Annotated in this window: 8 protein-coding genes; 4 read left to right on the forward strand and 4 right to left on the reverse strand. The window is 63.6% G+C overall.

Features of this window, described 5'->3' with window-relative positions:
- Positions 1–75: 75 nt before the first annotated feature.
- The 4 genes from Q2M23_RS10280 (at position 76) to Q2M23_RS10295 (ending at position 5,341) form a co-directional block, all read left to right on the forward strand.
- Entirely contained in the window at positions 76–1,080 is a 1,005-nt protein-coding gene (locus Q2M23_RS10280) for a TAXI family TRAP transporter solute-binding subunit (protein WP_057021156.1), read from the forward strand.
- A 32-nt stretch (positions 1,081–1,112) separates the two neighbouring features.
- Positions 1,113–1,706, forward strand: coding sequence for a hypothetical protein (locus tag Q2M23_RS10285; protein WP_229157735.1), 594 nt, complete (start codon positions 1,113–1,115; stop codon positions 1,704–1,706).
- A gap of 35 nt (positions 1,707–1,741) precedes the next feature.
- Positions 1,742–2,356, forward strand: a complete 615-nt coding sequence (locus tag Q2M23_RS10290; protein ID WP_057021157.1) for a DsrE family protein — start codon at positions 1,742–1,744, stop codon at positions 2,354–2,356.
- A gap of 123 nt (positions 2,357–2,479) precedes the next feature.
- Entirely contained in the window at positions 2,480–5,341 is a 2,862-nt protein-coding gene (locus Q2M23_RS10295; RefSeq protein ID WP_316395469.1) for a hypothetical protein, read from the forward strand.
- Positions 5,342–5,465: 124 nt separating this feature from the next.
- Here Q2M23_RS10295 and Q2M23_RS10300 read toward each other — a convergent pair whose 3' ends face one another.
- From Q2M23_RS10300 to Q2M23_RS10315, 4 genes are all read right to left on the reverse strand, one after another.
- Positions 5,466–6,893, reverse strand: a complete 1,428-nt coding sequence (locus Q2M23_RS10300) for an HlyD family type I secretion periplasmic adaptor subunit (RefSeq protein WP_316395470.1) — start codon at positions 6,891–6,893, stop codon at positions 5,466–5,468.
- Positions 6,880–9,615, reverse strand: coding sequence for a type I secretion system permease/ATPase (locus Q2M23_RS10305; RefSeq protein WP_092079169.1), 2,736 nt, complete (start codon positions 9,613–9,615; stop codon positions 6,880–6,882). The genes Q2M23_RS10300 and Q2M23_RS10305 overlap by 14 nt, the downstream gene beginning before the upstream one ends.
- Positions 9,616–10,106: 491 nt before the next feature.
- Complete coding sequence (locus Q2M23_RS10310) at positions 10,107–11,549, reverse strand: hypothetical protein (protein WP_316395471.1); 1,443 nt, start codon at positions 11,547–11,549, stop codon at positions 10,107–10,109.
- Between the two features lie 366 nt (positions 11,550–11,915).
- A complete protein-coding gene (locus Q2M23_RS10315; RefSeq protein WP_316395472.1) occupies positions 11,916–13,130 on the reverse strand; it encodes a glycoside hydrolase family 5 protein in 1,215 nt (404 codons plus the stop codon).
- Between the last annotated feature and the right edge of the window lie 61 nt (positions 13,131–13,191).

Below are 13,191 nucleotides of genomic sequence, written 5' to 3' on the forward strand. Positions count from 1 at the left end.
ACGACAAAATCACCGATCGGCGAGGGCGGAGATCCCATGGGACAGACCGCAAAAAGGGAATTGCACCCGTTGCGCATGCTGGCGCTGCTGATTCCGCTGCTCACGACCGTTCCGCTGTCAAACGTGGATGCACAGGCGCAACCTGCTGCACCGCGTCAATTGCGCCGTGAGCCGCCGCCGCAAAAGCCGCAGGTGACGATGAATGCCTGGACGATCGGCCTCGCCGGGGGCCTGCTCGAGGGCGCGCCCATTCGTCTCGCGGCCGAAATCGCCCGCGTGGTAGACGATGGCGACAAGCTGCATGTGTTGCCGGTCGTGACGCGCGGGCCGACGGAGAATGTGAACTCGCTGCTGTATTTGCGCGGCATCGATGCCGCCATCATCAATTCCGACGTGCTCGAGGAATACAGGAGCCAGGTGCCGGATATCCAGCAACGGCTGGCTTTCGTGCTGAACCTGTTTCCGTCCGAACTGCATATCTTCGTTCGTCCCGAGATCCAAAGCCTGAGCGATCTCGCCGGCAAGAAGGTGAACTTCAATAATCTGGGTACCGCAGCGGCCTATTCGGGGCCGCTGATCTTCAGCCGCCTTGGCCTCGATGTGGAAAAAACATTCATTCCCCATCAGGTCGCGCTCGAGCAGATGCGCAAGGGCGAGATGGCCGCGGTCGTCTTCATCACCTCGAAGCCGGTGGATGCCTTCGTGCGCGGCCGCTGGGACCCGGGGTTCAAGTTCCTGCCTGTTCCCTATGACAGGAGGTTCGAAGACTTTTATCTTCCCGCCTCGCTCGAGGCCACGGAGTATCCCAATCTCATCAAGCAGGGCGAGCGCGTCACGACAATCGCCGTGCCGACCGCCCTGGTGGCTTTCAACTTTCCGGCCAAATCGAACCGCTATGAGCGCCTTGCGCGCTTCGTGGAGTATCTGTTCTCGCGGATCGACAAGCTGCAGCAGCCGGGCTTCGACCAAAAGTGGAAGACGATCAATCTCGCCGCGACCGTTCCCGGCCTGACGCGCTTCCCCGCAGCGCAGGCGTGGCTCGATCGCGAGCCGCGCGCCGCCGCAAATACATCGCAATGAGACGCGCGGCGACCTGCGCGGTGGCTGGAGTCTTGCTCGCAAGCGGCATTGCTTCGGCGCAGGCGGCAGGATATCGCCAGATCGCTCAGCTCCGCGATTGCTCCGCCAAGGAACGCTCCGAACGGCCGGAGTGCTCCGAGAAGACACCGCGGGCGTCGGCGCTGCCCCAGGCGAACCTGGGTAACAGCTGGGTCGTCAGCCTGACGACTTCACCGCTCGACTATTCACCGGTCGCCACCGCCACGACGTCATCGCGCGACGGTGCTGGCGAAAGCGCAATGACGCTTTCGATTCGCTGCCATGGCGGGCGGAGCGAACTGATCGTCGCGGGCTCCCGCGTGTCCGGTCGCGGCGATGGATATGCGATTTCCTACCGCATCAACGACGGTCCGCCGCAGCAAGTCGCGGCAGCTGTGCCTGCGTCCGGGACCGGCGTTGCGTTCGGCGGCGACGTGATTCGCTTGCTGCAGTCCCTTCCGGACGGCGGAGGTCTCAGTATTCACCTCGCACCCCGTACCGGACCGGCGCTGGATGCGGTGTTTCCGTTGGGCGGGATGGATGTGGTGCGCGCGAAGATCACCGCTGCCTGCAGGTGGCCACAGCCGACCGCAAAACCCAACGGCTAGGGATTTCAATAACGTGTCTTTAACAGGAGGTATCCATGCGCGTGTTTCAGCATATTGCGAAGGTAACCATCATCGGAGCCGCAACGGCGCTCCTGGCCGCTTCATACGCTGCGGCGGAGCAAGGCGGCGGACGGTACTGGACACCGACAACAACGAACCGCACTGCGGACTATCAGCACGTTTCAGAAAAGGTCCAAAGGGTTCATATCTCGCGCAAGGCGACCACCCACAAGAGGGAACGATCTCCTCTCGACGCCAACGCCCGGCTTCCATCCAACGCCAAGTCGCACAACCTGATCCTGCAGGTGAACACGAACGATCCCGCAGCCATGAATCTCGCGCTCAACAACGCAGTCAACGTTGCGCAATACTACAAGGATCTCGGCGAGAAGGTGAAGATCGAGGTGGTCACCTTCGGACCCGGCCTGCACATGCTGCGCGACGACACCTCGCCGGTGAAAGCCCGTCTCGAGGAAATGGCGCTGAGCACGCCGGAGGTCTCGTTCAAGGCCTGTGGCAATACCCAGGAAAAAATGCACAAGGCCGAGAACAAGGATATCCCGATTGTTCGCCAGGCGGAGGTGGTGAAGTCAGGCGTCGTGCGCGTGATGGAACTGCAGGAGAAGGGCTGGTCCTATGTGAAGCCGTGACCTGTGGCCTAACCCGAAAGGGGTGGGTGGGGTCCTCCATGCGGGCTGTAGGCTTCGCGCTGCGGTACGGCGCATAATGCCGTACCTCAACAGATCGTGTCGCCACGCGACAGGTGATTGCGGATGGGCCCGGTGATCCTCAAGGACAAGGCAGTTGCCGGCTGCGACATCGCAGATTCGTCGCGCCGCCTGCTGCCCAAGGCGGGACGGTCCGCGCTGTCGTGGACGACTGCTGCCATGCTCGCAATGGTGTGCGCGCCGGAAACACGGGCTTCCCCAGATCCGGCGCGCCCTTCGACGCAACCGCAGCATTCGGCGGCGGCCGGTAGTCCCGCTTTCATCGAAGCGGCAAGGAACGGCGCTCCCGAAGCCTTGCCGCCGGGTCGAGGCGGCAATGACAGACCGGTGCAGGTCGCCCAAGCGAGCGTCGGCGACACGGGGCAGGCCTCGAAACGGGAATACAACTGGGCGGAGTCGCTCTCCTGCGAACTGACGAATGCAAGACGTGACATCGAGTTGCTGCAACGTCTCGAGCAAGAGCGCTATCGGGCCGAGTCGATGGAGCAGAGTCTCGCGGCGGCGCGCCGCGATATCGAGGCCCAGGCCGCGTTGACGGACAAGGCGGCCGAAGAGAAGCAGGCCGCGCAGGGCGGCGCGGAGTTGCTGAACTCCCTGCAAGAGACGCGTGAGCGGGCGGAGCGCCTGGAGCGGGATCTGGCGGCAGCGCGGCGTGATGTCGAAACCCAGACCGTGCTGGCGACAAAAACGGGTGAGGAAGCGTCTCGGCTGAAAGCAGCGGCGGAAGGTGGCGCGGCGGATCTGCAGCGGGAGCGCGAGCGGTCCGCGCGGCTCGAGCAGGTTCTCGAGGCATTGCGCCGCAACGTCGAGACTCAGACGGCGCTGGCGGCAAAGGCAGGCGAGGAGGTTTCCCAGCTGAAGGGGATGCGTGAAAGCGGCGCTACGGAGCTGCAGTCGGCCCTGCAAAGGGAGCACGAGCGGAGCGCGCAGCTGGAGCAGGATCTGGCGGCAGCGCGGCGCGATGTCGAGACCCAGATGGCGTTGGCGACAACGACGAAGGAAGAAGCCCTGCGGCAGAAGCAGGCAGCGGACGTCGGAGCTGCCGAGCTCAGGCAATTGCGCGAACGAGCCGAGGCGCTGGCGCAAGACCTCTCGCTGTCGCGGAGCTCGATCTATGCATACGAAGCCCAAGTCCGTAAATCCGGAGACGAAGCGACGGAGCTCAGGCAGGCGGTTGCAAGCTGCACGGCTTCGGTCAGCAAATTCACACCCGACGAAGGTGAGCGGTTCGCACGGCTGGAGCGGGACCTTGCGGCTGCCCGCAGCAACGTCGAGACCCAGGCCGCGCTGGCGACCAAAGCCGGCGAGGAGGTTTCCCGACTGAAACAGCAAAGCGAAAGCGGAGCGGCCGAGTCGCAGGGCTCCCTGCAAAAGGAGCGAGAGCGGTCCGAAAGGCTGGAGCAGGATCTTGCGGTCGCGCGGCGTGATGCCGAGACCCAGACCGCGCTGGCGGCAAAGGCGGCCGATGAAGCCCTGCGGCAGAAGCGGACGGTGGAGGCCGGGGCCGCCGAGCTGCGGGACTCGCGTGCCAAGGCCGACGCGCTGACACAGGAGCTTTCCCAGACGCGAAGCACGATCTACGCCTTCGAGGCGCAGGCCCGCAAAGCCGGTGAAGAAGCAGCGGAGCTCAGGCAGGCGGCCGAGAGCGGCGCGGCTTCGGTTCACAAATCCACACCGGACGAACGTGAGCGACTGGTGCGGCTGGAGCAGGATCTTGCGGCTGCGCGACGCGATGTCGAGACGCAAACCGCGCTGGCGACGAAAGCAGGCGAGGAAACCGCCCGACTGAAGCGGGAAAGGGAAAGCGGTGCGGCGGAGTTGCAGAACTCACTGCAAGCGGCGCGGGCCGACCGGCTGGAGCAGGATCTCGCGGCAGCGCGGCGCGATGTCGCGACCAAGACGGCGCTGGCGACGAAAGCAGACGAGGAAACGTCCCGGCTGAAGGCGGTGGAGAAGAGCGGTGCGGCCGAGCTGCAAAAGGAGCATGAGCGGTCCGCCCGGCTGGAGCAGGATCTTGCGGCAGCGCGACGTGATATCGAGAGCAAGGCCGTGCTGGTGAGCGAAGCGGGCAAGGAAACGTCCCGGCTGAAGGCGGCGGAGAAGAGCGGTGCGGCCGAGCTGCAAAAGGAGCGTGAGCGGTCCGCCCGGCTGGAGCAGGATCTCGCGGCGGCGCGACGTGACGTCGAGAGCAAGGCCGTGCTGGTGACCGAAGCGGGCAAGGAAACGTCCCGGCTGCAAGCTGTGGGAAAGAGCGCTGCGGCGGACCTGCAAAAGGAGCGTGAGCGGTCCGCGCGGCTGGAGCAAGATCTGGCGGCAGCGCATCGCGACAGCGAAACCCAGACGGCGCGGGCGGCAAAGGCAGGCGAGGAAATCTTGCTGCAGAAGCAGGCGGCGGAAGCCAGCGCTGCCGAATTGAGACAATTGCGCGCCAGGATCGACGTGCAGCCCCAGCACCTCCCTTTGTCGCGGAGCGCAATCCATGCGTATGAGGCCGAGGATCGCAAGGCGCACGGCGCGGCGTTGACGACCGGTGCGACCGCACGGGACAAGTCCATCGAAGTGGCCACCAATCCAACCGCCGAACAGACGCGAGCGGCGCCTGCTCGCGCGGTTGCCCAGCCTGCTCCCGAGCAGGCTGCGGAAGCCGGAGGGTTGGTTGCGCGGGCGAGCTCCTTGTTGCGTCAGGGCGACATAGGCGCGGCGCGGCTTGTACTCGAGCGCGCCGTGGAAATGGGCAGCGCCCAGGCGAGCTTCGCGCTGGCAGAAACCTACGATCCCCTGATTCTTGCGAAGTGGGGGACTTACGGCACGCGCGGCGACGAGCGCAGGGCGCAAGACCTCTACGCCAAGGCCAACGCCGCGGGAGTTCATGAGGCGAAATCGCGTCTGGAAGCGCTGCGCCGATAGCGCATGTGCCAATCCACCGGCAATTTCACCGCAATCGTCCTAACGACGGGCGCCACCGCGACGAGCTTCGCTCTCACGCGCGTGGCGCCCCGCCCGGCCGCAACGTCCGGCGACGGGCTTCGCTTTAGCGTTCGCGCAGGGCTTCCTGCCGGTAGCGTGCCAGCGGCGACAGCAGGTAGCTGATGATCCTGCGCGTGCCGGTCTTGATTTCGACCGTCACCGCCATGCCCGGCCCGAGCTTGACGAGCTTGTCCTCGATTTGCATGTGCGTCCGGTCGAGCGAAACGCGCGCGGCGTATTCCAGCTCCTGACCTTTAGGCTCGCTGCTGCTCTGCGCCGCGCCCAATGTCCGGTCATTGGGGTTGCCCTGTTGCTTTTCGCGCGTGATGGCATCCGTCGACACGCTGAGCACATCGCCATGAAGCAGCCCGTACCGGGTGAAGTTGAACGTATCGACCTTGATCTCCGCCTTCTGGCCGGGATGCACGAAGCCGATGTCGCGGTTCGACAGCATGGCCTCGATCTCGAGCTGGCTCTCGCTCGGGACCACGACGGCCAGCGCCTGAGCGGGCGTCACCACGCCGCCCACCGTATGAACGGCAAGCTGCTGCACGACGCCGTCGACCGGTGCGGTCAGGCTCTGCAGTTTCGTTCGCCGATCCGCCTTGACCACCTCCTGCGCGGCGCTCGCAGCTTTCTGCTCGGCCTTCGCAAGAGCATCATAGGTCGCGCGGCGATACTCCGCGGCAGTCTTGTCCTTGGTCTCCTTCAGCAGCGCGATCGCCGCATCGGCTTCGCGCAGCCGGCTCTGCTGCAGGACGAGGTCCTGCTGCATGGCGACCAGTTCCTGATATTCGGAGAGATAGACGACCTTCGACGCCAATGCCTTCTCGACGAGACCCTTGCGGATATCGACGCGCTCCTTCAGTACCGGAATCGTCGCCTCCAGCTTGTCGACGCTCGCCGATGTGGTCGCCCGTTCCGCCTCCTTCTGCCCCCGCTGACGCTCGATTTCAGAAAGCTTTGCGCTCTGTTCGGCGCGCTGGCTGATCAGGAACTGGCGATGCATCTCGATTTCGGCCGCACTTGCGTTTTGCGGCGGCCGGAAGGCCGCGAGCGGGTCTGCGGCCAGCGCGGCGCGCAGCCGCGCGACGTCCAGCTCGGCTGCAAGCAGATCGCTCTTCTGGCGTTCCTGGTCGGCTTCCGTCATTGTCGGATCCAGCTCGATCAGGACGTCGCCGGCCTTGACGCTCTGGCCGTCGCGGACGCGGATAGCGCGGACCACACCGGTCTCGAACGGCTGGATCAGCTTGGTGCGCCCGCCCGGCACGATCTTGCCGGTCGCGCTGGCGACGATATCGACGCTGCCGAGCGTCGCCCACAACAGCGCGATGCAGAACGCGGCGATGATGCAGGCCCCGATCGCGCGCCCGATCGGCGACGGCGGCGATTCGGCGATCTCGAGCGCCGCCGGCAGAAAGGCGATTTCGTGCTCGCGGCGGCGAGGTTCGCGTCTCGGGAACGCGACGACATTGCGGCTAGCGGACGTCATGGATACCGGCCTGCAGATAATGGAGGTTGGCGTAACGGCCGTTGGTGCGGATCAGCTCGTCATGGCTGCCGTCCTCGACGATGCGGCCATGCTCGAGGGTGATGATCCGGCTTGCATTGCGCACCGTCGACAGCCGGTGGGCGATGACGAACACGGTCCGGCCGGCGGAAATCCGCCTCATGTTCTGCTGGATCGCGCGCTCGCTTTCGTAGTCCAGCGCGCTGGTCGCCTCGTCCAGGATCAGGATGCGTGGATCGGTGATGAGTGCACGCGCGATTGCGATTCGCTGGCGCTGCCCGCCGGACAGGCTGCTGCCGCGCTCACCCACGACGGTGTCGTAACCCTCCGGCAGTTCGAGGATGAAGTCGTGGGCGCCGGCTAGCTCCGCCGCTTCGATGACGCGCTCCATCGGCATCGCCGGATCGGCCAGCGCGATGTTGTCGCGAACCGTGCAGTTGAACAGTACGTTCTCCTGCAACACGACGCCGATCTGGCGCCGCAGCCAGCTCAGATCGACCATCGCGAGGTCGACGCCGTCGACGAGCACGCGCCCGCTTTCCGGGACATAGAGACGCTGGATCAGCTTGGTGATGGTGCTCTTGCCCGAGCCCGACGAACCCACGATGCCGATGACCTGGCCTGGCTCGACGCTGAAGGACACGTCGTGCAGCACCTCGGGGCCGTCGATGCGGTAGCGGAAAGTCGCGTGCTCGAATGTGACCTGACCGCGGATCGGTGGCAGCGCCGCGCGGGCCGGCGTGAAGCTCGGCTCGGGAATGGTGTTGAGGATGTCGCCGAGACGATCGATCGACAGGCGGGCCTGATGGAAGTCCTGCCAGATCTGCGCGAGTCGCAGAACCGGCGCGCTGACACGCGCGGCCAGCATGTTGAACGCGACGAGCTCACCGACAGTCAGGTCCCCGCTGACCACCAGGCGGGCGCCGAAGTAAAGGGTCGCGGCGATGACCAGCTTGTTGATCATCTGGACCGCCTGGCTCGCCGTGTTGTTCAGGCTGAGCACGCGGAAGCTTGCGGACACATAGCCGGCGAGCTGCTCCTCCCAGCGGCGCTGCATCTGCGGCTCGACCGCCATGGCCTTCAGCGTCTCGATACCGGTGACGCTCTCGACCAGGAAGGCCTGGTTCTCGGAGCCGCGATTGAATTTCTCGTCGAGGCGCCGACGGAACAGCGGCGCGGCTCCCGCGGAGATGCCGATGTAGAGCGGGAAGGACGCCAGCACGATCCACGTCAACGTCGTCGAGTAATAGAACATCACTGCAAGGAAGACGACGGTGAACAGCAGATCGATCACCAGCGTGAGCGCCGAGCTGGTCAGGAACTGGCGGATGTTCTCGAGCTCGCGGACGCGCGCCACCGAATCGCCGACGCGGCGGGTCTGGAAATAGGCGATCGGCAGCGCCAGCAGGTGACGGAACAGCCTGGCGCCGAGCTCGACGTCGATACGGTTTGTCGTATGCGCGAACTGATAGACGCGCAGCGTCTCGAGAACGGCCTCGAACACGGTCAGTACGACAAGCCCGACGACCAGCACGTCGAGCGTGCTCATGCTTCGATGCACGAGCACCTTGTCGATCACCACCTGGAAGAACAGCGGTGAGACAACGGCGAAGATCTGAAGGAAGAACGACGCCGCCAGCACCTCGCCGAGCAGGCGACGATACTTTTGCATGGCGCCGACGAACCAGGAGATATCGAAGCGCCGCGCGAGGTCGGTCAGGCTGGCGCGCCGGGCCATCAGGATGATGCCGCCGTCCCAGATCGCCTCGAGTTGGGCCTGGGTGATTGCTTCGGGCCGCGGAGACAGCGGGCGCTGAACGAGAAGCTTGTCGTCGATAACCTTGCCGAGGATCAGGAAGCTGCCGTCGCGCAGAACCGCAATTCCCGGCAGCGGGGTGACGGCAAGCCTGTTCCAGCTCGTCCTCTGCACCTTTGCCTTGAGTCCGAAATCCTTGGCGCAGCGCAGGATTTCAGTAACGCCGAGGCGCGCCGCGCCGATCCGGTGACGAATTTGGCCGGGGTCGGCAGCGATGCCATGGCAACGCAGCAAGATCGCCAGCGCAATGAGCCCGGATTCATCGTCATGTTCGGATTCGACGCCGGCGGCCGGGGATTCGGTGTTTGTGTTCGCCGGATGGATTGCGGCATCGTCGCGAGGCCCGCGCATCAGGATGCCAGGTCTCATCGCCAAGAAGCTCTTCGTGAGACCGTCACGAGCCCGCATCAGGCCCTCGCCGGCGCGGTGCATCAGGCCGGCGCCGAGGTCAAACGAGCGCGTGCGGATGCCGGCAAATGCATGACGTGCGCGCTGCGCGAGGCTCTGTGATCCAGCACAGATCAAACCGCCATCCCAGATCGCTTCGAATTCCGCGCGCGTCATCCGGCTCGGATGCGGCGAGGTCGGGTGCAGCACAAGCGCCACCTGGTCGTCGATCTTGCCCAGCAGCAGAAATCCACCGTCACGCAGCGAGGCGATTCCGGGCAGCTGGATACCCGCAAGGCGGGTCCAATCCATTGTCCGCGAGCGGACCTTGACTCCGAATTCGCGCGCGCAGCGAAGCATCGCGCGGACGCCGATCTCGTCGCTCCCGCAACGATCGCGGAGCTGGTCCGGCACAGTATTCACGCCATGGAGGCGCAGGAACAGAGCTAGCGCGCGAAGCCCTAGATCTGCGGCGGGGGCATTTCCGTTCTGGATCGCCATTCTTACTCAACCCTTCGCGGCTACCCGGCCGCGTTAGTGTTCCTTCTCATGCATTTCCAAAGACTGGGAATTCCAATGCCGCGCATCGACAGAGCATGCGACATACCGCTTGCTCGCAGCCTAAAGGCGCAAGCAACATCAAAGCACTAGGGCCTCGAACCGCGAGGGGATTTCAAAGCAGTGGGATTTTAGACCTGCCCCCCGACTGCTGAACCGGTTCGTTAATGCGCAAAAATGGCGAAAAAAGTTTCAAATCTTGATTTTTGCACCGTTATGTTGCGCGCAAATTTGCCGCATACCCGAAGCTGTTGCGCCAGCACGCATTTTGATCGCTTGGAAACAGATGCGAGCGATGAAGCCAACCGAGACCCCAAGACCCGCGCGTGGCAGTCCCTTCGCCGTTACCGTCCGCGATCGACCGCCCGTTTCCGACTCCCAACACGTTGATGGTACTGCACCCGGGCGCAGAGCCCCCGGGTGCAGTAGCCGGATCAACCCTGAGGTTTGCTCAGGAACGAGTTGTGCGTCCAGCTGTTCGCATTCGACATGGCCGCCGCGATCTGACCAGCGTCGACCCGACCGGAGCTGCCGGCCAGATACTGGTTCAGCAGCGCAAAGCCCTGGCTTGCCTGGGACGCTCGCGCGCCTTGATCGGCCCAACCGGTCGTCTGCGATGCTGTGTTCGCCAGGGTGCTCGTGTCGCCCATCTGCTGCTGCAACTGCGCAAAGCCGTGGTTTGCCCAGCTCCCTGCGTTTCCGCCAGTCCAGCTGGACGGCCGGGGATCCGTCACGCGGATCGTCTGCGGGTCCGACGACATCACTGCGCCGGTGGTCGGATCCATAGCGCTCGCGGTCAGCGTGAGGTTCGCGACCGGATGAGCATTGCCCCTGTAGTACGATGTCAGCGTCAGTCCGCTGTCGACCTGCGCGGACGTCAGGGTGATGTTGTTGCCCCTGAGCGTCGTGCCGTCGCCGGTCGTGATCGTCTCGTATCGCGGCAATCCCATGATACTGAGGGTGAGGTTATCGTTGGGGTCGGTCGTCGTAATGGTCGTCCCCAGGTCGACCTGACCGCCTCTGCCGGCCACCCAGAGCGACTTGTCCGCGACGTCGAGCACCGGTGCGGTCACGCTTGGAGTCGTGGGGGTTGTCGGCGTCGTGGGGTCGGTCGGCGTCGTCGGCTGCGCCGGTATCGTGGGATCGGTCGGCGTCGTCGGCGTTGTCGGCGTCGTGGGCGTCGTCGGCGAAGAGGTGCCCTGCAGCGGAGGCGGCAGATCGCCCTGCAACTGCGCAGAAGTCATCGAGGTGAAGTAAAGGGTCTTGTAGTTCGTCGTCAGTGCGACCCAATCGCTCATCCCGGCACCGGGATTGTTAGAGAAGCCATCGACGTATGCGGCCGTCGAGTTCGACCACCAATCAGCTCCCAGATCGGCAACGAGATGCTCGTTCGGATCAGTGGTCCTCATATCGGCCTGGACATAGACGCCATCGACCGTTCCGGCAGAATAGGTGCCGCGCGAGCCCGGCCAGAAATGGTCGTTGTATCCGCTGAGGGGCGCAGCGCCCATCGCGCTGCCGTCCGCCTGCCTTGTCACGCTCCAGGCAGAGTTCGTGTTTCCGGAAAAGTCAGCGAGAAACTGAGATCCGGCGATCGGGTCCGTCGCCTGATCTTGCACGAGAGACCAGCCGCCAGTTTTCAGATGCACCCACGTCTGGAAGTTCGCGATCTGGACGTTGGCCGGATTAGAATCGTTGCTTGCCCCGGATTGGGGATAGACCTGTCCCCACCCTGTGACGGCGGTGAAATTGGAGGGCGGGGTGCTACCTGTATGGCCGGTGCTCCCGCCGTACCAGGAATAGCTTGTGGGAACGCCAAGCGGAAACCCTTCGCTGTTGCCAGGCGTATTTTGATAGGTGACATCGGTCAGCGCCACTTTAGTTCTCCATTGCAGACCAGATTTAAGGACGAGGAATTCCGCTGCCGCGCATCAGGGATGTGCGACAGATTGCATGCTCGCGACTTCAGTCGCGAACAGATTCCAATGACTTGCAGCCTCGAACCGCGAGGAGATTTCAAGCAGTGGGTTTTTTGGAAGTTGGCCCCCCCGACTGCTGAGCCGGTTGGTTAATAATCAAAAATGGCAAAAAAACTTTCAAAGTGTGATTTATACACACGTATACCTGACCGGCATTTACTCCACATGGGCGATTTTCCGCTGACATTTGCCGCGGTGGTCGGTTTCACGCCATATTTGATTTCTGCAACGTCGCGTCGGCTTCGCCTGGCTCAGCCTACGGTCTCATGGCTTGCGCAGACCGAGCGCTGCCAAGAGCTCTGGGATAAATGCGCCGTTGTCGCTGGTGATGCGAAACGACTCATCAAGGTCGTGAACGCACCAGCCAAATCCGTTGTCCTCGACGGCTTGACGCACCGACTGCAACCACATCGCCCGATCCGATAACGCGGCACCGGTGCGACCGGCGAAGTCGCCAAAACATCCGAACTCACCGCACATGATGCGCTTGCGATCGACCTTGTTCTGGTCGGACCAAGCGGCGACCTCGCCCACTCTGCGACGGATGAACTCGATATCCTGAGGGACATTGAAATATTGATCGGCGCCGCTCATCAGCTGCTGGACAAGGTACTCCTTTCGCAACACGGAGGTTTGCTCATCCGATTTCAACAGACCTATCGCTCGCTCGATCGCCCGAGCGCGGTCGCCGGGTTGCGGGGGAAACTGAAGGCGATGCAAATATTTGCTATAGGATAGATTGACGCCCTGAAGAGTGAATATGAACGGCTCGTAGTAGTGAAAAACGAATATCGTATTCGCGTCGAAGGCCTTTACGTCGATCGAGAGCAGACCATCGATGCTCGCGTAATTCATTCCTGAAAGTAGCAGCGTGTGTTTCGGAGCGGCTGATCGTACTGCGTCGTAAAGATGTTTGAGCTGTTCCGCCCAAGCCGTCTTGGAGCTGAAATCCGACGGCGGCGGCGGTTCATTGAACAGCTCCAACGCGACCGACTTGGGCTCATATCTCGTCTGCAATGCCGCCGCGATGCTCGTCTCGACTTCGACAAGACGCAGGAAATGCGGGCCTGCGAGTCCATCGGTCAACGTCTGAATGTTCCAGTCCTCGTGCTCCGTACTGACGTGAACGTCGAATAACACCTTCATGCCAGCCTGAAGGACGGCGTCGACAGATCGAAGGACAGTTTCGATGCCTGAGGTCAAATCGGCCTTGGACTCGACAGCGAGTAGCGGCGCTGGATCGACACAGATGCGCAGGAAGTCGACTCCGCTGGCAGCGATTCTTTCGAGCCGCTGTTTCGGCATCCAGCTGTCCCAGCCCCTGCGGATGTTCCAGGGCTCACCTTTCTGCCAATGCGCGAAAGGCTGCTGGATGTTTATGCCGCGCAGGCGGTCGTGCGACGACGTGAACGCGACGTCCGACTGGCGATCAAGGGACGGCGCGGCGGTTGGCTGTCCGAAGACCGGCGATCGCGTCACGCCGTACCCAACCGCGCAGGCGGCGGCCCGAAGTGCGTGACGCCGGCTCAATCCAGGTCGA

The sequence above is a fragment of the Bradyrhizobium sp. 33ap4 genome, assembly GCF_032654765.1.
Classification (GTDB): domain Bacteria; phylum Pseudomonadota; class Alphaproteobacteria; order Rhizobiales; family Xanthobacteraceae; genus Bradyrhizobium; species Bradyrhizobium australafricanum.